General features: G+C 68.0%; 19 protein-coding genes and 2 pseudogenes. 10 read left to right on the plus strand and 11 right to left on the minus strand.

The genetic code is table 11. The annotated features are described in order from the left end of the window. Positions 1 to 19: 19 nt before the first annotated feature. Positions 20 to 1,522, minus strand: a complete 1,503-nt coding sequence (locus ACFY12_RS20705) for an MFS transporter (RefSeq protein WP_390717267.1) — start codon at positions 1,520 to 1,522, stop codon at positions 20 to 22. A 99-nt stretch (positions 1,523 to 1,621) separates the two neighbouring features. On the opposite strand from ACFY12_RS20705, the gene ACFY12_RS20710 reads away from it, so the two are divergent. From ACFY12_RS20710 to ACFY12_RS20725, 4 genes are all read left to right on the plus strand, one after another. After that, positions 1,622 to 2,617, plus strand: a complete 996-nt coding sequence (locus ACFY12_RS20710) for a helix-turn-helix transcriptional regulator (protein ID WP_390717268.1) — start codon at positions 1,622 to 1,624, stop codon at positions 2,615 to 2,617. Beyond that, on the plus strand, positions 2,614 to 3,582 hold the full coding sequence (locus tag ACFY12_RS20715; RefSeq protein ID WP_390717269.1) for a radical SAM protein: 969 nt from the start codon (positions 2,614 to 2,616) through the stop codon (positions 3,580 to 3,582). Before ACFY12_RS20710 ends, ACFY12_RS20715 begins: the two co-directional genes overlap by 4 nt. A 351-nt stretch (positions 3,583 to 3,933) precedes the next feature. Further along, the gene (locus ACFY12_RS20720) at positions 3,934 to 5,379 is read left to right on the plus strand and encodes a hypothetical protein (RefSeq protein WP_390717270.1); all 1,446 of its coding nucleotides are present in this window, start codon (positions 3,934 to 3,936) and stop codon (positions 5,377 to 5,379) included. Between the two features lie 1,118 nt (positions 5,380 to 6,497). After that, complete coding sequence (locus tag ACFY12_RS20725) at positions 6,498 to 7,160, plus strand: hypothetical protein (protein WP_390717271.1); 663 nt, start codon at positions 6,498 to 6,500, stop codon at positions 7,158 to 7,160. Between the two features lie 147 nt (positions 7,161 to 7,307). Here ACFY12_RS20725 and ACFY12_RS20730 read toward each other — a convergent pair whose 3' ends face one another. The 6 genes and pseudogenes from ACFY12_RS20730 to ACFY12_RS20755 form a co-directional block, all read right to left on the minus strand. Continuing rightward, positions 7,308 to 8,180 carry an LLM class F420-dependent oxidoreductase gene (locus ACFY12_RS20730; protein WP_390717272.1) on the minus strand — a complete coding sequence of 291 codons (873 nt, stop codon included), beginning with the start codon at positions 8,178 to 8,180 and terminating at the stop codon, positions 7,308 to 7,310. Between the two features lie 79 nt (positions 8,181 to 8,259). Further along, a complete protein-coding gene (locus ACFY12_RS20735) occupies positions 8,260 to 8,385 on the minus strand; it encodes a hypothetical protein (protein ID WP_390717273.1) in 126 nt (41 codons plus the stop codon). 231 nt (positions 8,386 to 8,616) lie between these two features. Further along, a pseudogene (locus tag ACFY12_RS20740) lies at positions 8,617 to 8,739 on the minus strand (NAD(P)-binding domain-containing protein); the annotation flags it as partial. Positions 8,740 to 8,915: 176 nt separating this feature from the next. Beyond that, positions 8,916 to 9,416, minus strand: a complete 501-nt coding sequence (locus ACFY12_RS20745; protein WP_390717274.1) for a hypothetical protein — start codon at positions 9,414 to 9,416, stop codon at positions 8,916 to 8,918. A 339-nt stretch (positions 9,417 to 9,755) separates the two neighbouring features. Continuing rightward, the gene (locus ACFY12_RS20750) at positions 9,756 to 10,019 is read right to left on the minus strand and encodes an Hsp20/alpha crystallin family protein (protein ID WP_390717275.1); all 264 of its coding nucleotides are present in this window, start codon (positions 10,017 to 10,019) and stop codon (positions 9,756 to 9,758) included. Positions 10,020 to 10,067: 48 nt separating this feature from the next. Beyond that, positions 10,068 to 10,544 carry a hypothetical protein gene (locus ACFY12_RS20755; RefSeq protein ID WP_390717276.1) on the minus strand — a complete coding sequence of 159 codons (477 nt, stop codon included), beginning with the start codon at positions 10,542 to 10,544 and terminating at the stop codon, positions 10,068 to 10,070. Positions 10,545 to 11,044: 500 nt separating this feature from the next. Here ACFY12_RS20755 and ACFY12_RS20760 point away from each other — a divergent pair. The 3 genes and pseudogenes from ACFY12_RS20760 to ACFY12_RS20770 all read left to right on the plus strand — a co-directional run bounded on the left by ACFY12_RS20760 (position 11,045) and on the right by ACFY12_RS20770 (position 13,077). Further along, positions 11,045 to 11,402: pseudogene (locus ACFY12_RS20760) on the plus strand (ArsR/SmtB family transcription factor). A 216-nt stretch (positions 11,403 to 11,618) separates the two neighbouring features. Next, positions 11,619 to 11,891, plus strand: coding sequence for a hypothetical protein (locus tag ACFY12_RS20765; protein ID WP_390717277.1), 273 nt, complete (start codon positions 11,619 to 11,621; stop codon positions 11,889 to 11,891). Between the two features lie 235 nt (positions 11,892 to 12,126). Then, positions 12,127 to 13,077, plus strand: a complete 951-nt coding sequence (locus ACFY12_RS20770) for a hypothetical protein (protein ID WP_390717278.1) — start codon at positions 12,127 to 12,129, stop codon at positions 13,075 to 13,077. Between the two features lie 701 nt (positions 13,078 to 13,778). Here the strand turns inward: ACFY12_RS20770 and ACFY12_RS20775 are convergent. The 4 genes from ACFY12_RS20775 to ACFY12_RS20790 form a co-directional block, all read right to left on the minus strand. Continuing rightward, positions 13,779 to 14,003 carry a hypothetical protein gene (locus ACFY12_RS20775; RefSeq protein ID WP_390717279.1) on the minus strand — a complete coding sequence of 75 codons (225 nt, stop codon included), beginning with the start codon at positions 14,001 to 14,003 and terminating at the stop codon, positions 13,779 to 13,781. Positions 14,004 to 14,183: 180 nt separating this feature from the next. Further along, positions 14,184 to 14,972: a peptidoglycan-binding protein gene (locus ACFY12_RS20780; RefSeq protein ID WP_390717280.1), complete on the minus strand. Its 789-nt coding sequence runs from the start codon at positions 14,970 to 14,972 to the stop codon at positions 14,184 to 14,186. A 106-nt stretch (positions 14,973 to 15,078) separates the two neighbouring features. Beyond that, positions 15,079 to 15,513: a carboxypeptidase regulatory-like domain-containing protein gene (locus ACFY12_RS20785; RefSeq protein WP_390717281.1), complete on the minus strand. Its 435-nt coding sequence runs from the start codon at positions 15,511 to 15,513 to the stop codon at positions 15,079 to 15,081. Between the two features lie 403 nt (positions 15,514 to 15,916). Next, on the minus strand, positions 15,917 to 16,102 hold the full coding sequence (locus ACFY12_RS20790) for a hypothetical protein (protein ID WP_390717282.1): 186 nt from the start codon (positions 16,100 to 16,102) through the stop codon (positions 15,917 to 15,919). A gap of 111 nt (positions 16,103 to 16,213) precedes the next feature. Between ACFY12_RS20790 and ACFY12_RS20795 the strand changes: the two genes are divergently transcribed. From ACFY12_RS20795 to ACFY12_RS20805, 3 genes are all read left to right on the plus strand, one after another. Continuing rightward, entirely contained in the window at positions 16,214 to 19,087 is a 2,874-nt protein-coding gene (locus ACFY12_RS20795) for a hypothetical protein (protein ID WP_390717283.1), read from the plus strand. Between the two features lie 18 nt (positions 19,088 to 19,105). Further along, a complete protein-coding gene (locus tag ACFY12_RS20800; protein WP_390717284.1) occupies positions 19,106 to 23,575 on the plus strand; it encodes a hypothetical protein in 4,470 nt (1,489 codons plus the stop codon). A 103-nt stretch (positions 23,576 to 23,678) separates the two neighbouring features. Continuing rightward, a complete protein-coding gene (locus tag ACFY12_RS20805) occupies positions 23,679 to 25,433 on the plus strand; it encodes a hypothetical protein (RefSeq protein WP_390717285.1) in 1,755 nt (584 codons plus the stop codon). Positions 25,434 to 25,718: the final 285 nt, after the last annotated feature.

The following is a 25,718-nucleotide window of genomic DNA, read 5'->3' on the forward strand; positions in this document are numbered from 1 at the left end:
GGGGCACCGCCCGTCCTGTTCACCGGGCGGATGCGAGGTCCGCGGCCTCATCCGATGTCGCAGTGTTGTCGGCACCTTCGCTGGCGCCGGCGTCCTTGTTCTTGCGCCCGGCCTGCCGCGGGACCGCGAACAGCACCGCGAAGGCGACGAGGAAGGCCGCGCCGACATACGGCAGGGTCTGGGCGAAGGCATCGGGCATGTCGGCGGCCTGGGTGGCCGGGTCGCCCTCGCCGAGGTGGTTGAAGAAGATGAGCGAGGACAGGACGGTGCCCACGGCCTGGCCGAGCTGGGTGGTGGTGTTGTTCAGGCCGGAGGCGGATCCGGCGTGCTCGTGCGGGACTTCGGAGAGGATGATGTCCGCCAGCGGCGCGACGATCAGTCCCATGCCGATACCCATCGGCACCAGCGGCAGCATCGTCTGCCACAGCGTGATCTCCGCACCGTAGTGGCCGGTCATCCAGGCGAACAGGCCCATGCCGACCGCCGCGACGAGCGCGCCCACCTGGAGCACGGCGCGGCCGAAGCGCGGCACCAGTACCTGCATCGAGACGCCGGCGCCGGCCATCAGCAGCAGGGAGAGCGGCAGCCCGGACAGGCCCGCCTTCAGCGGGGAGAAGCCCAGCCCGAGCTGCAGATACAGCGCCCAGGACAGGAAGAAGACCCCAGAAGCCAGCCCGAACAGCAGCTGCACACCCAAGCCCCCCGCGAAGCTCCTGCGGGAGAACAGCAACAGCTCCACCAAAGGCGTGCCCCCGCGGCCTGCCACCCGGCGCTGGTGGAGGACGAACACTGCGAGCACCGGCACCGAGGCGGCCAGCATCACCCACGTCCAGGCGGGCCAGCCCAGCTCGCGCCCCTGCGTCAGCGGCAGCACCAGGAACAGCAGGCCAACGGTGGACAGCAGGACACCGACCACATCGAGGCGGGCTGCCTTCTCCGCCTTGGACTCGCGGATCAGGAGGGCACCCGCGATCAGGCCGATGATGCCCAGGGGGAGGTTGACCAGGAAGATCGGCCGCCAGCCCCAGCCGAACAGGTCGCCGTCGACCAGCAGCGCGCCGACCAGCGGACCTGCCAGGACACCGAGGGCGGTGACGGCCCCGTAGACACCGAAGACCTTGCCCCGCTCCTTCTCGGGGAAGGAGACGTGGACGATGGAGAGCACCTGCGGCACCATCAGCGCGGCCAGCGCCCCCTGCACGACCCGGCCGGCCAGCAACACCTCCGGGGTGGTGGCGATCCCGCACACCAGCGAGGCCAGCGTGAACCCGGCCACACCGGTGAGGAAGACGCGCTTGCGCCCGTAGAGGTCGCCCAGCCGCCCACCGGTGATCAGCCCCAGGGCGAAGGCGAGGGCATAGCCGCCCACGACCCACTGGACCTGGGAGAACGACGCCCCGGTGTCGTTCTGGATATGGGGAATGGCGACGTTGACGACGGTGACATCCACCGCGTCCATGATCGCCGCCACCAGCAGCACGGCCAGCGCCGCCCACCGCCGCGGATCCGGCACAATAGACACATTTCTTACCGTTTGAACGGTTTTGTTCTCAGACACGACTTCGACGCTAGACGCCCTTTAGGACACCTCGCGTCCGTAACGCCTGGAATGCTCGATGGCATGAGCACGGATATGCCCGCCCGGATGCTGCGCCTGCTGTCGCTGCTCCAGACCCGGCGCGAATGGTCCGGCGCCGAACTCGCCGAACGACTCGGCGTCACCGGCCGTACCGTCCGCCGCGACATCGACCGCCTGCGCGAACTCGGCTACGCCATCGACGGCACCACCGGCACCGCCGGCGGCTACCGCCTCGCCCCCGGCGCCGACCTCCCACCTCTCACCCTCGACGACGAGGAAGCCGTCGCCATCGCCGTCGCCCTGCGCACCACCACCGGCGGCGTGAGCGGCATCGAGGAAACCGCCGTCCGCGCCCTGGCCAAACTCGAACGCGCCCTGCCCACCCGCCTACGCCACCAGGTCTCCGCCCTCCAGCAGGCCACCGTCCCCCTGCCATGGAGCGGTGGCCCCCAGGCCGACCCCGCCGCACTGGCACTCCTGGCCACCGCCTGCCGCGACCACGAGATCACCACCTTCGCCTACACCACCCGCCACCGCACCCCCAGCACCCGCCGCGTCGAACCCCACGCCCTGGTTTCTTCCCACGGCCGCTGGTACCTCGTCGCCTACGACACCGAACGCCAGGACTGGCGCACCTTCCGCCTCGACCGCCTCACCGACCCCACCCCCACCGGCCACCGCGTCCCACCCCGCCCACTCCCCGCCCCCGACCCCGCCACCTTCGTCGCCCGTACCATCGCCCGCGCCCCGGTCCGCCACCACGCCCGCGCCACCGTCCCCGCCGACGCGGACACCCTCCGCCAACGCACCGGCGCCCTCCCCGACCGCATCACCCCCACAGGCAACGGCACCTGCACCGTCGACCTCTCCGCCGACCAGCCCCTCCACATCGCCCAGCGCCTGCTGGCCCTCGGCTCCAACGCCACCCTTGAGGCCGACCCCGAACTCGCCCCGCACCTGGCCGCCCTGGGACAGCAACTCCTCGACGCCGCCCAGAACATCAGCACCACAGCCGACCCCAACCGAGCAACCCCATGACGCCCACTGAACCGCAACCGGCCCTCTTCCCGGCCTCCGCAGTCACTCCCGAGCCACTCCCATCCCCCGACTTCCACGGCGTCACCTTCCACGAGATCCAGGCCCGCACCCTCCTCAACCGCAGGCGCGGTGCCGCACCCGGCGGCCTGGGCTGGACCCTCAACCCCTACCGCGGCTGCACCCACGCCTGCACCTACTGCTTCGCCCGCGACGGCCACCGCCACCTCGGCCACAACACCGGCGAAGACTTCCAGACCCACCTCTACGTCAAGACCAACGCCGCCACCGTCCTGCGCCGCGAACTGCGCACCGGCAAAACCGGCGACCAGTGGGTCATGGTCGGCACCTCCACCGACTGCTACCAACGCGCCGAAGGCCGCTACCAGTTGATGCCCGGCATCCTGCGCGCCCTCATCGACTACCGTGTCCCCTTCACCACGACCACCAAGTCCGCCCTCCTCCACCGCGACATCGCCCTCTACGCCGAAGCCGCCCGCGTGACCGACGTCCTGGTCATGACCTCCCTCGGCTCCCTCGACGACCGCGTCTGGCGCGCCTTCGAACCAGCCGCCTCACCACCCCGCGCCCGCCTCGACACCCTCCGCGCCCTGCGCGCCGCGGGCGTCCCCGCCGGCGTCCTCATCGCCCCCGTCATCCCCCACGCCGCCGACCACCCCGACGCCCTCAACAACCTCGTCGACGCCTGCGCCGAAGCCGGCGCCGTCACCGTCTTCCCCGACATCATGCGCCTCAGCCCCGGCGCCCGCCCCTGGTTCCTGGACCAAGCCGCCCGGCACCTCCCGCCCCACCTCCACCACCGCCTCGCCGCCGACTTCGCTACCCGGCGTGCCATGCCCCCGCACTACGTCCAGCAGGTCACCGACCACATCCACACCCGCGCCGCCCACCACGGCATCCCCCGCTGGCAGGACTACATCCACAGCCTCCACCACCCCACCCCGTGAAGAGCGTGTCTGAAAGATCGCGTAAGTCCGTGATGTGACAGCCCCGGGAGGTGGGACACGACCGCAGACTGGCCACCTCCGCCAGCTCGTCGTCACACGTGGGTCCCGCAGACGACTTCGCCGACGTTGTCCTGCACGGCGATCGAGTCGCGTATCCGAATTAGCGGGTCGAGTCGTCGCGGGGTGCCGGGCAGCCACGTTTTCTCAAGCCACCGAACCGCGACAAGCTAACAGCCACACCCGGACCCCTGAGTCCGACGCCCCTAGAAATGACCGTCTCAGGCCATGCTTGGAAGGTAGGACAAGCTCAGAGCATGCAAACGAACCCACCAGCTCCACTTGGAGGCTCGGGTGAAGCAGCAACTCAACGACCGCCAGTTCGCCGTATTGCAATGGGTCAGCCAAGGGTGCCCCGACGGGGTGTGGCAGTCCAGCTCCTACAAAATCAGCTGCCAGGCCCTGCAGAACCGAGGACTGGTCAAAGTCACCCGCCGACGCGGACACTGGAGCGCGGTACTGACCGAAGCCGGCGCGCAGTATCTGGCCCGCAGCGCCCCACCCGTGCCCACCCGGCACGAACTACCCCCGTCAGCACAGAACAACAAATCCGCGCCCTCCCCCGTACGCACAGGCAATGACCGAACCGCGAACCAGGCCGCACCCACCGCACCACGCATGGGGAAGTCCGCAACCCCGTCCCGAAAAACGGTCGTGGACGAGCTCCTGGAAGAACTCGCAGAAGCAGACGGCCGGATCATCAAGAAACCCGAATCCGGCCCCAACGCCGTGAACTGGCAGGGACGAATCAGCGCGGCACGTAGATCCGGAAAAATTCCGAAGACAAAAGAGCTGTACGGATTCCGCACTCCGCGCGGCTACGAAATCCACCTGGACGACATCCCCACCTGGCGCCTGGCCGATCTCGACCCCATTACCGTACCCACCAGACTCACCCACCCCCATCCCGTAATCAAAGCCCTGAAGAGCCAACCCCATCCCCTGGGCCTGACCAAAAGCGTGCAGCCACGAGCCCTGCGCATCATCCAGGCACTCATCACCGCCACAAACGCCCAGGGCCACACCAGCGAAATCGGACCGACCCACGGCGCACCCCGCCCCTATCGGCGGCGCAGCGCACCTCCCCACTTCATCATCACCGCCCAAGGACAGCCCGTCGGCTTCCTGTTCCTCCAAGGGCAGGACCGGCACGAGCACATCCCCACGGAACAAGAACTCGCCCGGGCCAAGAAGTACGCCTGGGCCGGCATCCGCCGCTACGACTACGCCTCCTCCGACCGCCTGCGCATCATCCTCAGCGGCGGCCAGCCCCACCGGGCCGACGAATGGGCCGACATCCCCGACCACCCCCTCGAAGACCAGCTCCCAGAGATCGTCCAGGAGGTGACGCTGCGGGGCGAAGCCGCCGCGCGCAAGCGCCTCGCCGAGCAGGAAGCAGCCAGGCAGCGGCGCCTGGACTGGGAGGCCGCAATGCACCAGGCCCGCATCGAATACGCCGAGGCATACCGCGTAGGGCACCTCGAAACCCAGGCGGAGGCATGGCATCGCGCAACCCGGCTCGCCGCCTACCTCGACGCCGCCCGCGCCCACATCGAGACCCTGCCCGGCGGACAGGCCAGAGCCGACGCCGAAGCCTGGCTCTCCTGGGCCACCACATACCTGGAGCGCCTCAATCCACTGGCCACACCACCCCGGCTGCCCGACATCCCCGACGCAACCGCCGACGACCTCAAGCCCTTCCTCCACGGCTGGAGCCCTTACGGCCCTCACGTCCACTGACCACGAACGGCAGAGGTCGACCCACCCGCACAGCGAGGAGCAGCCGGCCCGCTCCAAGGCAAAGCCTTCACAAAGCAGGCACCGCAGCCATCCCCCAGCGACTGTCCTGACCTGCACACAAGACGCCCTGACGACCCGTAAGGACGTGCGTCAAACGTGCGTCACGTGCGTCGAATATGCGTCAAGATATCGCCCGTAACGCACACCACGCCCATAACGCACACCACGCGAAACCGCAGGTCAGCGGCCCTTTCCAGCGGGCTCAAGGATTGCGACGCACTCCACATGATGGGTCATAAAAATAATGTGAATGAAAAACATGCGAAAAGAAACAGCAGCTCAGGGACCCCGCCGAGATCAAACCGGACAATTGGCAAGTGTGCGCTGTGGGCATTGCGTGCGCTACGGGCAACCTCTTGACGCACGCAGCGCACGCTTTGCTCTCTGTCCGCGTGCCTGTCGATAAGGCCACGTGGCACGAGTCCTGGACGGTCGCGCTACTGTTGATTGGGTATCCCAGTCGAAACCGAAGAGGCATGATAAGGCATCGTTGCAGGTCAGGGGGCATTTCGGGGTCAGCAAGTCAGCGCAACCCGCTGGCGCAAGCTCCCGCCCGGCCGGACTGCTCTGATCGTCCTGGCGGTCCTCCGGCACGACCAGCGGCTTTCCGGCTGGTCAGCCGCGAGCGAGCGGCGAACGAGCACGGCTTCGCCGACCTGAAGAACTGGCGGATCCTCACCAAGGTCCGTATGAACGCCCGACACGCGACCACGCTTCTTCGGGCTCTCCGCGTGCTGACGAACGCCGAGGTCCACCGCTGAGGGACGACCACCTCCCACCGATCACACCCCGACCCGCACGAGCATCCCCACCGCGGCCCCTGCTAGCCCGTGGACCTGTAACTTCAGGCTGAACCTCGCTCATTGGCATCAAACCCCTTCCTTTTGCGGCAGTGGCATGGACGTGTGCGGGATCTCAGCATTGATCATCTGCCGGATGGACAGGTACGGGGAGTCGAGCGGCCCTTCGCACTCCGGCAGGGGCCCACCATCGCCCAGGGAGTACCCCTCATGCCCACGCCCACAGCACCGTCCCACACCACAGGGGACGTTGAGACGATGCCGAAGCTGGCGTTGATCAAACGGTCCATGCGGCGGCTCACCAAGATGCGGACCTCGAAGAAGGCCATCGTGGCGGCGGGAGTCACCGTGCACTACGTGGTGTCGGAGATCATCGACGGCGCACACGTGCTGGCTGAGGCGGAGGGCGGCAAGAGGATCCTCCCGAAGCACATCAGCGGCGCGGTGGCCAACGACAGCGAGCTGGCCGCTGCCGACCACCCCTGGTTCATCCGCTCCGGTGAAGCGGCGGCCCGCAGCAAGTCCCTGGGCGGGCCCGGCGAGGCCGTGGCGCCGGCCGCGCCGCAAGAGACCGGGACGCAGGCCGGGAACCCTCGCAAGCACAGTGCCTTGCTCGGCGCGCACCAGTACGAGGCGTTCGTCAAGCGGCTGCTGAAAGCCCGGCAGGGGCAGGCAGCCACATCCTCGGTGCGAGTTCTGAACGACATCGCCAGCGACCTCGTCGCACGCATCGCCGAAACCGCCGCCGGTCTGGCCCTCAAGGCCGGCAAGCAGACCATCGGCGCCGACGACGTCCAAATCGCCGTCGATATCCTGCTGAAGGGGGAGCTCAGGCGGGCGGCCCTTTGCGAGGTCGCGGAGGCCCTGCATGCGGCAGCGCACCACCACACCGCGGCCGCAGCAGCGGGCAAGACGCAGTAACTCCTCCCTGACGCGTCCCGCAGCCGGGCCCGGTGCTCCCGATTGCTCAGTACGACACGGAACGATTGCTCAGTACGACACAGAACGTCACCACAGCGCCGGGAGCACCGGGCCGAGACGCGGGCATCGGCCGCTGCAGCTCACCACTCATAGGGGCAGTGCCTGCGCCAGTTCACGCCACTGCGCCAGAAGCTGGTGGTATCCCTGCCCTTGTGGCAGTACCACCTGCACCGCGACATGGTCGGCCCCCGCCTTGTGGAACTCCGCGACGCGCGTACGGATCCGTTCCACGTCGCCGAGTGCGACGAGGGCGTCGAGGAGGCGGTCGCTGCCGCCGCCTGCGAAGTCCTCCTCGGTGTAACCCGCGCGCTTGAGGCTGTTGGTGTAGTTCGGCAGGGCCAGGTAGGAGGCAAGGTAGTCACGGGCAGTATGGCGGGCGCGGGGCAGGTCGGCGTCCAGGACGACCTTCATCTCCGGCCCGAGGAAAGGCTGTTGCCCCAGGATTTCGCGAGCCTGCGCGGTGAACTCCGGCGTGACGAGGTACGGGATGGCACCCGCCGCGCGGTCACGGGCCAGCCCGAGCATCTTCGGGCCGATTGCGGCCAGCACACGCCGTTCGGCAGGCACCGGCATGGGGGCGGAGTCGAGGCCGGTCAGGTAGTCCTGCATCGCGGAGTACGGGCGGGCGTACCGCGTGGCGAACCGGGCGTGGCTGACGCCCAGACCGAGGAGGAAACGTTCGCGGTCGGCAGGGTCGAGGGCGGCCTCCCGCGCGGCGACATCGGCCGCCTCGTACTGCCAGATGCTGAGAATGCTGGTGGCCACCACCACACGGTTCGTCGCCGCCAGCAGGCGAGCGGCGTGGTCGAAGCCCGGGCTGCCGCCGATCCACAGGGCAGCGAAACCCATGTCTTCCAGCGCCGCCGCTGCCTCACGGATCTGCCCGGCCTCGGCGGGATCATCCGAGCGGAACCAACTGCTCCAGATACCGATCGGGCCAAGGCCCAGGACGGGTGCCACCTCTCTCACCTGCCTCAACAGTGGTCAGTGCCGGGCGCGGACTGCTCAGCGGCCGCCCGGCACGCCGAGGACAGCGGTGTCACAGGGCCAGCAGGTCCTTGCGTGGGCCGCCCAGCGGTCCGCCGCTGTCGAAGAGGGGCCCGCCCTCGGCGAGCGATCCGGTGTCGACGGCCTGGAAACCCGTACTGTCGACCAGCTCGGCCACTTTGCGTTTGGCGTTGAGATCGTCTCCGGCGAGCAGGACGATGCGGCGCCCGCCGTTGACGACGGGGTCCTCGGCGAGGACCTGGGCCGGGTAGGTGTTGAAGCCCTTGACCAGGCGGGCACCCGGGACGAGAGAGGCGACGACCTCGGTGGGCGGGCGCCCTCCGGTGTCGGCGTGCTCCAGACCGCTCGGCGTCTCCCGCAGCGGATTGATCGGGACGAGGACGATCCGTCCCTGCCAGGAAGAGACAGCGGCCGCCGCGCTCTCCTTCTGGTCCCACTGGACGGCCAGGACGACGATGTCACCGAAGTCGGCGGCCTCCTGCGGTGTCCCGGCCGATGCCTTCTCGCCGAGCTCGCCGACGAGCGGGGGCCAGCTTCTCCGGGCCGCGGGAGCCGGCCATCATCACCTGGTGCCCGGCCGGGTGAAGTGCCCGGCCAGAGCGGCGCCAAGGCGCCCGGCGCCGATGATTCCCACCTTCATGACCTCACCGTCGCACACCCTCGCGCGCCCCGCCTCCCGACGGACGGTCAAGCATCGCGCTCGACCGGGGCCCCCGCGTAGAACTTGCCGGTCATGTGGAAGAACTGCGTGCCGTTGACGGTGGTGTCGAACACGCGCTGCTCGGTGTAGTCCTCCACCTGGGTGACGTAGACGCCGCTGACCGGCTCGTACCAGGACAGGGCGTACTGGCAGGGCCGCAGCCGCGTTGTGCTGTAGGTGATCTGCTGCGTCAGGCCCGTGAGCGTCCCCGGCCCCTCAACCACCTTGATCGTCGCTTCGGTCGCCGAACGGAACGTGATCGTGGTCAGGAACGGGCCCTTGCCGAGGGGCGTATCAACCCCGAAATCCGCAGTCCACGTCTGGCCCACCGCGGGCACGGTCGCGTCCTTGTACTCCCCGCCCCCTTCACCGCATCCCGTGTCGCGACGCTGCGAGGAAGGCGCCTGCGCCTCAACTGCCGGAACACCGGAAGTGAAAACGGCCGAGGTGAGCAGCACGGACACGCAAACAAGCCGGGAGAGTTTCATGACGAGCTCCTTTGCTCCCCCCTGCAACCACCGGACCCACAGCACCGGGCCGGTGCCCAGCATTCCAGCATGGTCTCCTGCGGTCGGCGACCCGGGCAGGGCGAGGCGGCAGCGATGCCTCCCGCTGACGCGCTGGTTCCAACAAGCTCTTCCTCGCCGCCGCGATGGCTCCGAAACGCGAAACACCCACGCCGAAAACACCGGGGTAGTGGGAGGTTGGTGTCCGCGCGAGGATCTTCAGGTCGGGATCCACGCAGCCCGCCCGCCAGTGCAGGGAGTGAGCATCATGGCTCTGCCCGCACCGGCCGGACGAGCTGCCACCCCGATCCCTCACAGTGGTCAGGTCGCGACCTCGACGTGATGCGGCCTGGGGATGGTCACGGTCAGGATCCCGTCGGACAGCGACGCGCTGACCTCCTCGGACTTCACCTCAGCCGACAGCAGCGCCCGGTACTCGAAACGCCCGGTGCGGCGCGTAGCGCGACGCAGGACGCCCGCGCCTTCGCGTTCCTTCACCTCACCGGTGATGTAGACCTCCTGCCAGCTGACCTCGACGTCGATGTCCTCACGCTTGAGGCCGGGCAGCTCGCATGGAATCCCCAACTCCTGTCGGGTGCACGCGCGTTACGTCGGAATCAGGCCGCGGGCCGGTCAGGTGGACGGCTGCGTCAGGGCGGTGAAGCGGCCTGCGGGAGTGCGGTGCAGCCAGCCCCGGTCAGCTAGGCGCCTGAGCTTGTCGCGCACCGGTTCGACCTGTCCGGGCTGGGTGCCCCTGCCCGGCTGGACGCTGACGTCCTTGGCCGGGACCGGTTCCGAGACCGCGGCCACGATCTTCATGACCGACTGGTGGTCGGTGGGCAGCGCGCTCTCGTCCATGTCCGGCTCGCGGTGCGGGACCAGCAGCATCCCGCCCGCACCCGGAGTCGTCACCTGCTTCAACTCCTCAGCCACTGCCGGGTCGTCGGCCTGCCCGCTCCGCTCAGCCTCGATGAACTGCCCGATCACCACCTCTGCTGTCTCCAGCCGGGCCACCTCGGCATCGATCTCGGCGAGCTCCTTGCGCAGCCGTTCGGCGCGATCGGCCGGCACCACCCTTCGCTGCATCACCCAGACCAGCACGTCTGCCACCAGCAGCCCCTTCCCACCCGGCTCTCCTCGGAGCCTACGAGGCAGTTCCAACCTGGCATCGCAATTCCGGCGGACCGCCGATACGCCGGATGATCACCTGCTACCGATCACGCCCCGACCGGCACGAGCCCCTCAGCCCCCGCCCACGCCAGCCCCATGACCAGCAAATTCAGGATGAACAACGCTCAATGAAGTGAGCACTGCGCATCCCGCCGTCCCTCCTGGATGCGGTGCTTGGGGCTGTTGACTGCTTGCGCCGGGGCATCGTGGCGCGATTCCGGCTGCCGCCGTCGGCTTGGCCTGGAGACGCCGTCCACGGACTCGCCGAGTCTAGACTTGCAGAGTTTTTCAATTCGCTAGTTATCGTGACAGCCAAGTCGGTCCGAGGTATGGAGGTCTGGGGTGGGGGACGCCTACGAGGTGGATGTGGCGGAGGACGCGCTGCAGGTGGCCCGGAACGTCGGAGTCGATCCGAATGCGGAGCCTGATGGGAGCCGGGCATGATCGGTGCGCAGGTTCCGCTGTATCAGGCGAAGGCGGAGTTCTTCCGGATGCTCGGGCATCCGGTGCGTATCCGTGTGCTGGAGCTGTTGCAGGACGGGCCGATGCCGGTACGGGAGCTGCTGGCCGAGATCGAGGTCGAGCCTCTCGCAGCAGCTGGCTGTGCTGCGGCGGGCGGAGATCGTGACGGCGACCCGGGGTGGTTCGACCGTGGTGTAGGAGCTGGCGGGTGGGGATGTGGCGGAGTTGCTGGGGGCGGCGCGGCGGCTCCTGGTGGAGTTGCTTGCCAGGCAGCAGGACCTGTTGGCCGAGCTCACGGAGTCCGACGTGGGTGCGCGGGAAGGCCGGGCGTCATGAGGTGGGTGGGTCGTTTCCTGCCGTAGCGGCGGCAACTCCTGTCCGCCGCGGCCTGTGAGCACACGCTGTCGCAGGTGCGGCGGCATGTGTTCACTGTGCCCGTCCAGCCCGGTGCGGTGCGCGTGGCCAGGCAGGAGGCGGCCGCGAAGCTCCCCGAGTTCGGGATCACCCGAACTCGCTGCTTTCGGACGCGGCGCCGCTGGTCGTCAGCGAGCTGTGGCCAATGTGCTGCGCCACGCTGCGGACCGGTCGCCCACGGCGGATGGCGGGGTCACGGTCGGCGCAGGGCAGCTGGTGATCGGTCTGGCCGACCGGGATCCTCGGAGCCCGGATGTGGAGGGTGATGCGCTGGGTGCGGGGCTGCGGACGATTACGGAGCTAACCGCGCGGTACGACGGCACGCTCAGCGTGGAGCCCGGTTCGGCCGGCCATGGCAAGGACGTGCTGGCCCGCTTCGTCATTACCAGCGCAGACGCCGATACGAGCTGAGCCATGGCCGAAAGAAACGGATCTCGTCGATTTCAACGTACTCATGAAGCGGGCCAGCCGGACAGGGATCCCGCACGTATCCGCCCCTCAACTGCCGGGCGAGGCCACCGCCTCACCAAGACTGTGCAGGCAGCCGCCCGATGGCACCACTGCCCCCGGATGCACGGCGGACGCCGTCGACGCACCATGGAATCGATGTGAATGTTCCGACGGTCCTGCATCCGGGGTGGGCGACATGGACGTACCACAGGAAATGTCCCAGGCGCTCTCCGATAACCTCGCCGATCCACTCCCGGTCGAAGGGGTCAACGGCGTCGACATCGGGCTCGACGAGTCGGGCGAGCTGGCGATGCGGATCCTCGTCAGTGACCCGGACGACCCGCCCGGTGGGCTGCCGGAGACCATTGGTGGATTCCCTGTGCTGCTGGTGCGCGGCGACCCGGTCGCCGAGCAACGGTGCGTACCTGATGAAATGAAGCACAACGCGCTCGTCGGCGGGATCCAGATCGGCCCGCGGGCCACGATGGATGGTCTAGCCCACGCCGGAACCCTCGGCTGCATCCTGCGCGACAGGGCCAGTGGAGACCCCGTCGCCATAAGCAATGCCCACGTGATCTGCGGCATGGGAGGCGTGATCCAGCAACCTGCCCCGCACACAGACCCTCCGTTGAGCTCCGAAGAACTCGGCACGGTCCAGCACTGCGAGATCCCCAGCACCCCGGCGTTCTTTCCGACTCCTCACATGGGTGGTGTGTCCGGCTTCTTCGACGCGGCCACCTGCTCGATCGACAGCGCGATCATTAACGGCAGAACGGCGAGCGTAGGTGAGATAGCCGACATCGGCACCGTAACGGGCTTCGGCTCGCCGCACCTTGGCGACCGGGTACGCAAGCGCGGAGCTCAGACGCGTCTCAGCCACGGCGTGGTCAGCGGCTCACTCGGCAGCTACCAGATCAGGGACGAAAACGGCAAGATACTGTGGTGGATGCTCGGGCAGACGGCAATCACCTGCCTTCCCGACCTGGGCCTCAATCCGTGCGGAAGGTGGTCCCGGGACGGCGACTCGGGGGCGGTCGTGGTGAACGAGAACAACGAGATCGTCGCTTTGCACTTCGCCGGAGACGGGGTGAACGGCTACGCCACCGACTTCGCCACGGTCGCCGTCGCTCTGGGCGTCGGCCTGTGACGCTACACCTCACGATGCCCTGGAGAATCGCCACTCTGTACCCTCATCTGGCGGCCTTCTCCTGCGATAGGCGCCTCTGAGGAGGGGGCCGGTACCGGGCGCGCAGGGTCTTCACTCATCCGCTGCGGTAGGCGTGGACGAGGGTGTTCAGCACTGCGATTCCTGACGGAGGAGCCGGTACCCGGACGGAAGTGTGTGCTGTCTGGTGCCGGTGTCCCTCAGGAAGAGCAGGCTCACCAGGGGCGGGGCATCACTCGGGGAGTTCAGGGCCGGCCGGGTACACCAGCCACACCGCGACGTCCGGCGACCGCTCCCGCGTGCGGCAGCCGAACCGCATCACCTCGCACATCCCCTGAGTGTGCACCATCCGACCGACCCGCGTCCGGAGCTTCCCGTCCGGCCGATCTCATGAGCCCACGACGTGGGCTCAAAGGAGGCCGTGACCTTGCCGTGCTCGTACAGCAAGCCACCCACGGTTGCCAGCCGAAGGAACCGGCCCGGTCGACGGCAACAAAGAGGCGATCTTCCTCAACAGAGTCCTCGGCATCAGCATCCGCATCCTGCATGGCAATCCGGTCGAACCACGGATACCGCTTGAGAATCCCATGCAGGCCAACGATGACGGTGGGGAAACACAGGCACTTCCGGTAAGCAGACGGTGCTGGAAGAAGCAGTCTTCCAGCACTGCCATCAGCTGTTGATCACAGGCCGCAACCCAGCTTCTGTGTCGCGGTGATCTTCTTGTTGTCGCTGTCCGGGTAGCCACTGATGTCAACGTCGATGGCGCTGCGGAACTCGTACACATCCACGTTGTACGTGCACTTGTACGCGGCAGCCGTCCCCTTGCCGCGTCCACCACCGGAGTAGACGTTCTTGAATTCCTTAGTCAGGGTCTTCCATCCTGACCTCGCTTGGCCTACAGCCATACCGTGACCTTGGCCCGGATCCCGGCCGGCAGCGGAAGCTGCCCCCCGTTCGGATACGCACGTAGAGTTCCCCCTCAACGTTCGGTCGCGTCACGCTCAACGCGACACCCGAACGCGCACTCTGCTCTTGAACTTGAATGCATGAAGGCAGGACCTCACGACCGCTCACGAAGTCGTCCTTCAGAATCGCGGGGCGTGCTGGACGTGCACGACAGCTCCAGTCGGGCCGTAGGTCAGTACGGTGCCCTCCCAGCGGCCGAAGTCCAGGCCCGACCCGGCTGAGCCCAGGTTGTACGTCTGCGTGGCCGTGGAAGCCCGGACGAACGTGTTCAGCGTCTGTGCCATGCGGTAGCAGAAGACGTTGCCATCGCTGGGGCCGGGACCAATGAACGCCGCCGAGCAGGAGAACAGATCGACACCCGCGGCGAACTTGTTCTTCAGCACGGCAAGTAGCGGAAGATTGGCAGTGAACAGGTTCTCCTTACAGAACTGTACGAAAGCAGGCGCGCCATGGGCCATCAGCTTGAGGCGAACCGGGTCCGCGGTGTGGTCGACGGTGTGGGCGGAGCTGTCCAAGAACCACTGCAGCGGTGTGTCGGCGTCGACCTCGATCACGGTGTCACCCGCCGGTTTGCTGCCGGCCAGCCGTACGTCCCGGTACACGAGGCGGTGCGGGCGGAACGCGGCATCACCGGCGATGAGTTCGTCCGGGAAGGCTTCCGGTGCCCTGAAGAATCCCTTGAGCGCTCGGAAGGTGTTCTTGCCGGGCTCGACCAGCCCGTCCTGGAAGCCGAGTTGCAGGAGCTGGAAACGGCGGATCGCCCCAATGGTCTTCGGTCCGACCAGGCCGTCCACATCCAGTCGAGGGGTCGGTCCACCCGACGCCGAATCCACGTGGTTGAGCAGCATCTGGACGGTGAAGACATCGTCAGGGCCGTTGGCACCGCCTTCACCGACGCTCTCGGACAAGTTCCGGACACTCACTGCATCATCCATTCCCCTCAACCCGTTCCTCGTAAGAACCTCAACATGTGGAACTCTGGGTTCCACCCCCGCGAACTCGCGAACTGGACATCTAAGCCTGTGCGTTGAAATGTTCCTGAAGCGTTTGCTGGATTTCCTGGAGTACCTTACTGGTCTGTTTGAGCCTTGACAGGCGGGACGCTGCCGTTCGAGCGTAATCCGCATCTTCCCATGCTGCAGCGAACAGATACCCACTGAGAGCGTCCACGGCCGATTCGGGTCCGGCACCATGACCGCTCTTCAGTAAATAGCGATCCAATGGACTGTCATCGTCGGAAATCACGTTGGCAACTACCGAGGGGTGCCACTCTTCAGCATTTGTCAGCGAGTGATGAGTGTCAAACCTCACTGTGACCAATTCGTTCTTGGGAAGCTCTACGGTGTAGCGGCCCTCGTCGTTGGTGTACGCCTTCCCCATCAGATTCCGATCGCGATAGACACTGACCTTGATCATCGCGATCGGTGTGTTATCGATGACTGCTCGCACTTGCCCAAACATGAAGGTTTCCTGACGAATGCGCTGTGTCTGTCATTCACTGCGACAGCAGCCATGGCTCAATCATCCATGCTGCGGGCCATCGCCGGCAGAGGAGCAGCGCTCCTGAGTCTTTCCGGCTGCATCGGGGCCGGTTGTGGTGCCGATGTGCAGGAGAACCTGCTACTTCGGTCGCCTCTCACACGAGCTCCAAGGCCAGTATCCCCCGGTCGCTGCGGCACGCAACAGACGGGGGACACTGAGGGCCAGGCGTCGGCAGCCGCCGTGCCGCCTCCCGGTGGCGGGTATCCGCCACCGGAGTGAGCATGGAAGGGAGGTACAGGGTGCCTCCGCACCTCACCTCCTGCACGACCTCTGGACCACGCCAACGAGCCCGGATGAGGCGTTCGGCATGTCATTCCGCACCAGGCGTCCTGTTGCCGTGAGGCTGTGGGAAGAAGTACGGGACCAGCGCGGCGATGTGCGCAACCGTGACGGCGAGGGACAGCGCGATGCTCACCTCGTCGGCCACGGCGGCGAGCACGGCGGCGAGCACGGTGGCGGCTTCGGCGGTGGGGGATTCGGCGGTGGGCCGCCTCATGGGCCGCCGCACCCCGGTCCGCCCCATGGACCTCCGCATCCTGGTCCCGGACCCCACCCGCCTCCGGACTCCGGGCCGCACGAGGAGGATGTCGCAGAGGGGCCGTTCCGGTTGGTGCGGCCGGCGGACATGCTCGTCGTCGACATCGGCCTGGTCAACCTGCGCTTCAACGGCCGCCGCCTGGTGCGGCGGGATCCGGGCGAGCCCGCGCTCGTCCTGGCCGGGCTGCCACCGCAGCACGTGCTGGAGGAGGTCCCCCCGCAGCTGGGCGTCGCCGCCCTCGGCCCCATGAAGGCGTTCACCGCAGGCTCGACGCACCTGGCCTTCTCGGTGCCGGCCAACATCGATGGCCTGGAACTGTCGTTGGACGCGTTGCTCGACTGGGCGCGCCTGGTACCGATGACCGTGCCGGTGGGCCCCCAGAGCCCGGACACGCCGGGAACGACGGTCTTCCAAGGCATTCCCCGCAGTGTCATCGAATTCCCCACCCGGCTGCTGATCACCTACGACGAGCCCGTGGACTGGGTGGGCAGGGTCCAGCCTCAACAGGCCGACGGTCGCACCGCGTTGTGGCACGCCCGATTGCACGGCGCACGGGACGGCGACGTCCTGCTGCGGGCATTCGCGACAGCCGGGGATCGGGGCGTACTACCCGAGAGCAGTCCTCTGACCGTCGAGAACCTGCGGGACATCGTCACCCTCACCAGCCGGGCCGAGCTGACCGGCCCGGGTGGCGGCGTGCCCCTCGAAGTCCCCAGCGCGCCGTTGCATGCCGAGCAGTTCATCGTCACGCCGCTGGGCTCCTCGGTCCACCTGCACGGCGCCTGGGAGCCGGCCGTGCGACGTCCCCCGAGCCTGCGGGCGTACGACCACATCACGGGCTTGGGACGCGACCAGTACATCCGCATCGTCACGTCCGGCCGGTTGTCCACCGGTCATGAGGCGTTGCACATGAAGGAGTTCAGGCGGGTCTTCGTCGCGCGCCCGGATGACGGAATCGTCGCCTACCTGCAGCGGGAGGACCGCGTCATCGTCAAGCAGCCCGAGGTCTCGTACGGAGCGGACCCCCGTTTCCGGCATGGCGGACGTGAGATGCCGTTCCGTGCGCTGCGCATCACCGACCGCGTCACCCCCGTGGTGGAAGCGCCCGACCCCCCTACTGACACCGTCGCCTTCTGGGTGCGTCTGCAACGTGACGGCAAAGACCACGAGTTCACCTTGATCGGCACGGACAGCGAGGAGCGGAAGGTCAGCTTCACCATGCCGCTGGTATTCGTGCCGGACGGACTGGCCGATGAGCAACAGCAGTTGAAGGATCTGTACGACCCGGCGAAGGAACCACCAGGCGACAGGCGCCTGGACAAGCGCCTGAACCGGCCGATGGGCGGCCAGGTGATGGCCATGGCGCAGCCGCCCGCCGACGCTCCCGGCAGCACCAGTCACGCGGTTGGCACCCTGACCTTCGGGTTCGGCTCGGCAGACGGCCCGCCCGTGGTGGGTCTGCCCCGAGTCTCCGCCGCGACGGTACGCGTCCCCGCCATCGAGCAGTTCGTCCCGAACGCCGGTGAACTCTCGGTCGCATTCAACGACACCTATCTCCGGCAGACCATGGCGGGCCATCCGGCGGGCGCCTACCTGGAGCTGACGAACGCGGTCGGCCTCACCTTCGGGGCGGAGCAGGCCGGTGGACTCGCCAGCCCCAACGCCGCGGTGAAGCTGATCACCAGCCAGGCAGGCGTCGTCCCGGATGTCTTCCAGACGGACAACACCGGAGCGGTCGTCGGCGCACTCGACATCGCCATCATCAGGAAGGCTTTCGGTGGGGCGCAGCTGCTCGGCATCGACCTGCACCCGTACCTGAAGAGCATCGCCAAGGACAGCCTCGGCGCTCTGCGGCAGCTCGGCGATGAGCAGATCGAGGCCATCCTGCGCGACCCGGAAGGACTGCTGCCGGCGCCCGTGCTGCGCATCCGCGACCTGGCGGACGGACAGGGCCAGGAACTGCGGTATGTGTGGAAGCCCCCGTTGGACCAGCCGATGAAGGACGGGAAGAAGGACCCGGACGCGTTCATCGATGTGTCCGGGGCCTCGCTGATTCTGGATGCCCGTACGGTCCGCTCGAAGGACGCCGTGGACCAGGCCACCGTGGCGGGCAGACTGAGCAACTTCGCGCTGGACTTCGCCGGCATCGCGAAAGTGGAGATCGCCGACCTGAAGTTCACCACAGCCCCGGGCAGGAAGCCCGATGTGACGGCGAGCGGTGTGGAGCTGAAGTTCAGCAACGACCTGGAGTTCATCAACACCCTCCGCAGCGCCTTGCCCGCCGACGTCTTCGGCCCCGGCTCGTTCGTCGACGTCCAGCCCACCGGCATCCGTGCGGGCTACCAACTCGCACTTCCGGCCCTCGGCCTCGGTGTCTTCACCCTGTCGAACGTCGCGCTGTCGGCCGAGCTGGCGATCCCCTTCACCAACGAGCCGGTCTCCTTCCGCTTCTCGGTCTCTGAGCAGAAGCACCCCTTCAACGTCACCGTCTCCCTGTTCGGTGGCGGCGGCTACTTCTCCATGCTGGTCGACACCGGAGGCGTCAAGGAGGTCGAGGGCGCCATAGAGTTCGGCGGCAGCGCGGCACTGGATCTCGGAGTGGCGAGCGGCGGGGTGTCGGTGATGGCGGGAATCCGCTTCGTGCTCGCCGGCAACGACGTGTCCCTGAGCGGCTATCTGCGGTGCAACGGCTTCCTGACCGTGCTGGGCATCGTCACGGTGTCCGTCGAGTTCTACCTGGAACTCGGCTACGAGAAGCACGGCCATCAGTCGGTGGTGCGAGGCAGGGGCACCCTCACGGTCAGCGTACGGATCGCCTTCTTCAGCAAGTCCGTCCAGCTCACACTGGAGCGGAGCTTCGCCGGCGCGCCGGGCGACCCGACCTTCGCCCGCTGTGTCTCGCAAGACGACTGGCGCGAGTACTGTGCGGCGTTCGCCGCGTGAGCCGTGCGGGAGACGACCATGGACTTCGAACAGCACACCAACTGGACCGTTCTCCCCGCCGGGCTCTCGGACGACGGCACCCAGGCCCGGGTGTCGGTGTTCATCGCCCCGCGGCTGGCCACGCCCGGTGCAAAGGGCCGCACCGCGCTGGCACACTTCCCCGACTTCCTGCGCTGGCCGGACAAGATCAAGGCGGCCACCTTCGCGTTCGGTACCGGGGACGACCCCTCCGCGCCCGCCGCTGCTCCGACGCCCTTCGTCAGCGGGCTCAAGCCGCACGGCCCGCCCCCCGACACGGACTTGTGGCAGCGCCTCTTCACCACGCGCACGCCTGTGGACCCCTACGTCTTCGAAGAACACACGGACCAGGAGAAGTTCCACACCTACTCGGCCGACGCGGTCGGCAACTTCACCAAGGGCACCTACGCTGCGGCGGCCAAGGCGTCGCCCGAGACACCGCCCCCGACCAGGGACCTCCTGCGCTCGCTGAGTGACGTCCCAAGGGGCGTCGGGGAAGCGCCCACGGCGACCGGCGACACCGCCGCGGAGGGCGCTCCTCCCATGCCCCCGCAGCTGGCCCAGCTGAACGAGTTCCACACACTCAAGCGACGGCCCATCCCGTTCGTCGGCGCAGTGCCGCCCCCGCCGCCCCGGCCGCCCCGGCACGACCCCGACTTCCACCAGATGCTCACCGCGCTCGGCGACCATCCCACCCTGCTGCGACGCCTTGGACTGGTCCTGGACTTCCTTCTGCCGGCCGCCCTGCTCCCCGTCTCCTCGGGCAAGCGGTTCCTGACCATCACCCCCCAGTGGGCATCCGAACTGGGGGAGGGTTCGCACGATGTGCCCCCTCGCACGTACTACGTCTTCCTCCCGGACCGCCGCGCCTTCGTCCCCGGGGCCGTGGCCCGCACGGACGCCGATCCACTGCCATCGCCGTCCCGCGGCCTGGTGGAGCTGACGGGAAAGTTCGCCGTCGAGCAGGCCGACATCGACGGCGCCGCGCGCAAGCTGATCTCGCCGCCCAAGGACGCCAGGGGACTCTCCCCGGTACGGACCCATGGGATCTCGCTGGTCAGGAACGAGCGCCTGGGCAGCCTCACGGAGGAATTCACGCGGGCAGCCGAGCATGACGAGGTATTCACCCGGGTGCTCGCGCACCGAGGCGCACGTGTCCGAGCGCCGGACCCTCAGACTCCGGGAGTCGCCGCCCCGCACGAGACGGCGGAGCCACCACCCCCCACGCTGGTCGCCGAGGACCTGGTCCGCGGCCACCGGATGGACATCTGGGATGAGAACCAGCAGCGGTGGTTCTCTCTGCACGAGCGCGTTGTGGAGTACCGGCAGCCGCATGGCGGACCGCTCCTTCTGACGGCCTCCGACGAAGGTTTCTTCCAGGCCAACCTGGCCTCACCACCGCCAGAAGCCCGGAACAGCGGCCATCTCTACGTCCCCGAGCAACTGGTCACCTGGGACGGATGGTCGCTGTCCGCGCCCCGCCCGGGCCTGGTGCTGGACATCGATGAGGGATCGGTCGAGGAGAACAGAGCCCCCAACCAGCCGGTGCCGCTCACCAACGAAGCGCAGACGAAACTGCCGCTGGAGATCATGTGCAGGGCGCGGCCCGGCACGCTGCCCAGGCTGCGGTTCGGCCACCGGTACCGGGTACGGCTGCGCACCGTCGACCTGGCCGGGAACGGCCTCGACGTAGCGGAGGCCGACGCCCTGCAGGACGGGGAGGGCCTGACGCTCCCCGGCGGTGAGGGACTGCTGACCTTCCAGAGGTTCGAGGCCGTCCCGGCCCCCGCCGTGGTGCCCAGATCCCCGTTCGGGGAAGGTGCCTCGGCCTTCCGGATGGTGATCCGGAGCAGCCCGGGCTCCGCTCCGCCACCGGCCGCGGGAAGCGGGCGGGCGGTCGCCCTGGTCAACGTCCAGTTCGGCAAGGTCAACGAGGACGTCCGCATCGTCCAGCAGGCCCTCATGGACCAAGGCCACCCGCTCGTGGGCGATGCGGACGGCGACTTCAGCGATCAGACCCTGGCCGCATACGCCGCCGAACAACGCGCCCAGGGCTTCTCGGAGAGGGACGCCGACGGCCACCCAGGCTGCAAGTCCCTCACCGAGCTCGGCCGCAAGAGCGGCTTCGCCGTGGACTGCGGCACCGGCACGGGTGCCGGAACTGCCGCCGGCAGCGGAGCCGGCAGGACGGCGGAGCAGTACGCCGCGGACTTCAACCGGTCATCGCTGGTCACCACGGAAGGACACGTTCCGTACGAGGGGGCCGACGAACGCCATGTGGTGGCACCGAAGGCGTCGCTCCGCTGCGTCGAGTGGCACGGCCTGCTGGACGAGGCCATCGGCTCCACGGACCAGGGCGTCCAGGACGCGGTCTACGAGCTGGCCAAGCGCGAGAGCGGCGCGCTGAACGACACCTCCCCGTCCCGGCCGGACGTCCGGGTGGAACCGATCACGTCGCCGGCGGCGGATCCCAGCAACCCGGCCATGACCGCCCGGTACACCGGTGAGCGGATTGAACTGCCCTATCTCCCCGATCCGCTGTCCACCGGAGCCGTCTTCCTGGACCTGCCGGGAATGCCCGCCGGGCAGCCCTTCCCGGTCCCCTGGGACGGCGACGTCTGGCACCGCCCCCGGTCTCTGCGGCTGCGGCTGGCCGAAGGGACCGCGCCGCCTAGCTTCGACGAGGCGAGCCGGGTGCTGACCGTATCGCTGCCGAAGGGCGTCGTGGCGACCGTCCGGGTGTGCTCCAGGATCGACTTCGACGAGACCATCATGGGCATGGCTGCTTGGTGCCGGGAGCAGCCGGAGCGGGCACCGACGCGCGAGCCGGAGACGGAGGCCGAGGCAGCGGCGAGGAGAACCGCGGCGGCGCGAAGAACCGACGACACGCTGGCACTCGCCGCGGCCAGCCGGCACTGGATGTTCACCCCGTGGCAGGAGCTCACCCTCGTGCACGCCGTGCAACAGCCGCTGAAGACACCGGTGTTGACCCTGACGCCCGCAGCCGCCCCGCGTGCCCGCGGCGCGACCGCCGAGCACCTTGCCGGCACCATCGCACTGGACGAGAACAGTACAGACCGGATCGACCTGGTCGCCGAGTGGACCGAGGTGACGGACGCCGGCCCCACTGGCCGTGACACCCGCCAGATGACTGTCCCGGTCTTCGACCTGCTGACGGCGCGGGCGAGCCGGGAGGGCGTCCCGGGCACCGAGCCCGCCCTCCTCAAGAACGGCGTCCTGACCTTCAGCACACAGGCGGCCGAGAACAGGGCGCAGGCAAGCCGGAACGAGTCCCGGCCCGTCCCGCCCATACCCGCCAAGCACGAGTTCGGCGACACCAAGCACCGGACGGTGCGCTACCACCCGGTGGCCGGCAGCAGGTTCGCCGACTACTTCCCACCGCAGTTCGCCGCGCCCGGCCAGCACGCACTGACCGTACCGGGGCAGGCGAAGGAGCACTCGGTGCCGAGCAGCGAGCGCCCCACGGCGCCGCGGCTGCTGTACTGCGTGCCCACGCTCACCCTGGAGCACATCGACGGACCGCCCGGCACGATCGTCCACCGCCGGCGCGGCGGCGGCATCCGGGTGTTCCTGGGGCGCCCGTGGTTCTCCTCCGGAGACGGCGAACTGCTCGGCGTGGTTCTCGGCGAACAGCCGGGGGGCGATCCGGCCTCCGTCCGGGACTCCTGGGTCACCCTGATGGGCCGCGACCCCATCCACCGTTCCGCACCCGTCTTCGCCCCGACCGCGGAAACGTTCACCAACGCGGTGCGGCAGTCCGGGAAACTCGCTCTTCCCACCCCCTCCGGCCCCCTCCCCGTCACAGTCGTCGGCTTCACCCCGCAGTTCGACGAGGACGAGGGCGACCGCTGGTTCTGCGACCTGGACCTGGACACCGGGGACGCCTGCCTGCCCTTCGTCCGGTTCGCCCTGGTCCGCTACCAGCCGGATTCCATTCCAGGAGCCGAGATCTCCCCGGTCGTCCTCGCCGACCTGGTGCGCACCCTGCCCGACCGGGAACTGAGGGTCACGCCCGGCGATCCGCTGTCGGTCAGCGTCACCGGCCCCTCCTGGGACCCGACCGGATCGCTGCCGCCGCAGATCACCGCCACGCTGCAACGCCGCAACAGCCTCGTCGCCGACGCAGACCTCGGTTGGGTGACGCTCGACGAGACCGCCACCGTACTCACCTCGGTCGACGCGGAATCCTCCCGGACGCCCTTCTACACGGGCCAGGTCCCCATACCGCCCCGGCGGCGCGGGATGCCGCTGCGCCTCATGGTCATCGAAACCGAGGGCATCCGCCCCGACGGCCCCACCCCGCCCACGACCCCGGGGCCGGTGATCTACTGCGACACCGTCGACCTCCCGCCGCGGCCCGGCGGTCCGGGCGGTGGTCCTGGCGGCCCTGGCGGTCCTGGCGGGCACGGTGGCCATGGGGGCCATGGGGGCCACCGCCGGCCCGGGTGAAGCCTGCCCGGGCCGCATCTCGCGGCTGGTGCTTGGTCAGGTGCGCTAATGCGGAAAACTTGGTCGAAAACTTGATCTCCGAGATGATGGGAAAGGGAGAACGATGAACCAAGCAGATACGCTCATCGCCATCGAAAAGACCGAGGTTGGGTATCGCGAAGGTTTCTCAAACGGTCACTACAACAACCATCAGAAGTTTTCCCCCGCAGTCCCTGGACTGGAGTGGTCACAGAACCAGGCATGGTGCCAGACGTTCCAGTCCTGGTCCTTCCAACAGGCACATGAGAAAAGCCTCGCTCCGGCCACCGCCTCTTGCGCAACCGCGGTCAACTGGTACAAGAGCCGGGGCAGGTTCTCGTTCTATCCCGCGATCGGGGCGCTGGCGTTCTTCGGCCCCGGGGGAGGCACGCATGTCGGACTCGTCTACAAGTACGACGCCGACAACGCGTACACGATCGAAGGAAACACCAACGCCAACGGTTCGGCCGAAGGCAACGGCGTGTACATGAAAACGCGTCCTCGTAGGGACAGTTTCCTCCACGGCTACGGGCTGCCGGCCTTCGAGGAAGGCGTCATCACAGCCGATCCCGGTCTGAAGGGCAAGCCCGGCTTCACGTACCAGGCCACCGCCTCATCCAGAGAGGCCGGTTCGCCCCCCACGACGCCCGTCGAAACCACCCTGCCGTGGGTGTCCTCGAACCAGCTCCTCTGGGCCGCTGTCCACTCCGTGGACGAACAGCGGGCCGTGGAGCCCGGCAACAGCAATCCCGCAGACGATGTGGGGCTGGTGCAGGACGCGCTGGAGAAGGTCATGGGCGTCGCCACGGGCGACCCACACGGCGTGTTCGATGCGGAAACGCAGAACCTGTACGACAAATTCCGCAGGGAGAAGCTGGGCTACTCCGGGGCGGATGCCATGGGCGCCCCCGGAACGCAGTCGTTGGTCGAACTGGGGCAGCGGTCAAAGCTGTTCAACGTACGCGCAGGCTCGTCTCCGGCTCTCGCGCTGCCCTCGGTGAGCGTGAACCAGGTGATATGGGCCGCGACACACAGCGCCCAGGAAGAAGAGGCGCAGCCAGCCGGGGCCGCCAGCACGAAGGTCGATGTGGCTCTGGTGCAGGACGGGCTGAAGAAGGTCATGCACACGGTGGTGGCCGACGCACCCGGAATCTTTGAGCAAGCCACGCAGTCTCTCTATGACGATTTTCGTCGTACTGTGCTGAATTTCACCGGCGACGATGCCACCGGGCGCCCGGGCGGGGAGTCGCTGAGCGAACTCGGGCAGCGCTCGGGACTGTTCCAGGTCGATTTCGGTTCGCCTGTGGGCGGGCTGACGGGCGGCACGCGCCTCAGCGGGTCAGCGGCAATTGACCCGAAGGATGTGACGTTCAATCGGCATATGAGCGAGGGCAGCCTGGAGGACTGGATCACGGAGGCGTGTTCGGCAGCCGGAGTCCCCGCAAACCACCATTGGATAAGGGGCATCAAAACCGCCGCCGCGCGCGAGTCGTCCGGCAACCCCAACGCCTGCAATCTGTGGGACACCAACGCCATCACGCCGCACGGATTCAGTGAGGTCCACGACTTCGGAGACGGTGTCCGGCGCGATGGAGTACCAAGGAAGATGAACGGCGCTCTGGCCCCGTTCCAGTGCTCCCGGGGCGTCCTGCAGTGCATTCCGCAGACATTCGCCTCGCGCCACGCCGCCGGTACGTCGGTGAACATCTACGATCCCGTGGCATCGATCGCCGCCGCAATCGGGTACGTCCGCAAGAGGTACGGTGTTACCGCGGACGGTTCCAATCTCGCCGCGAAGGTCCGGCAATTCGACCCCAACCGGCCGGGCGGTGGCTACTGATGGCGAGCTCGGCGAGCAGCTCGTTCTGCCCGGTCAGCATCTCCGTGCGGGAATGGACAACAAGCGCGCAGGCATGGGTGGGTCCTTGACGGTGAGGGTGGGATGGACGCCCGGCGAGTCGGCAGCCGGGCTGTCGCCGGTCCAATACAAAGGTCAACCAGCCCCGTCAGGGCAGTGGGACCGCGTCACGCAGAGACTCCCAGAGAAGAGATCCATCACGTGACGGCATCGACGAGGTACGGACCGCCGATTCTCAGGAGGGCAAAGCTGGTAGCGCCCTCGCTC

Origin of the sequence: Streptomyces sp. NPDC001339 (assembly GCF_042895955.1) — a bacterium.
Classification (GTDB): domain Bacteria; phylum Actinomycetota; class Actinomycetes; order Streptomycetales; family Streptomycetaceae; genus Streptomyces.

Coding starts and splice junctions, on each gene's coding strand:
- ACFY12_RS20710 (WP_390717268.1), top strand. CDS start 1,622: ATGAGCACGGATATGCCCGCCCGGATGCTGCGCCTGCTGTCGCTGCTC.
- ACFY12_RS20715 (WP_390717269.1), top strand. CDS start 2,614: ATGACGCCCACTGAACCGCAACCGGCCCTCTTCCCGGCCTCCGCAGTC.
- ACFY12_RS20725 (WP_390717271.1), top strand. CDS start 6,498: ATGCCGAAGCTGGCGTTGATCAAACGGTCCATGCGGCGGCTCACCAAG.
- ACFY12_RS20745 (WP_390717274.1), bottom strand. CDS start 9,416: ATGAAACTCTCCCGGCTTGTTTGCGTGTCCGTGCTGCTCACCTCGGCC.
- ACFY12_RS20770 (WP_390717278.1), top strand. CDS start 12,127: ATGGACGTACCACAGGAAATGTCCCAGGCGCTCTCCGATAACCTCGCC.
- ACFY12_RS20775 (WP_390717279.1), bottom strand. CDS start 14,003: ATGGCTGTAGGCCAAGCGAGGTCAGGATGGAAGACCCTGACTAAGGAA.
- ACFY12_RS20790 (WP_390717282.1), bottom strand. CDS start 16,102: ATGAGGCGGCCCACCGCCGAATCCCCCACCGCCGAAGCCGCCACCGTG.
- ACFY12_RS20800 (WP_390717284.1), top strand. CDS start 19,106: ATGGACTTCGAACAGCACACCAACTGGACCGTTCTCCCCGCCGGGCTC.
- ACFY12_RS20805 (WP_390717285.1), top strand. CDS start 23,679: ATGAACCAAGCAGATACGCTCATCGCCATCGAAAAGACCGAGGTTGGG.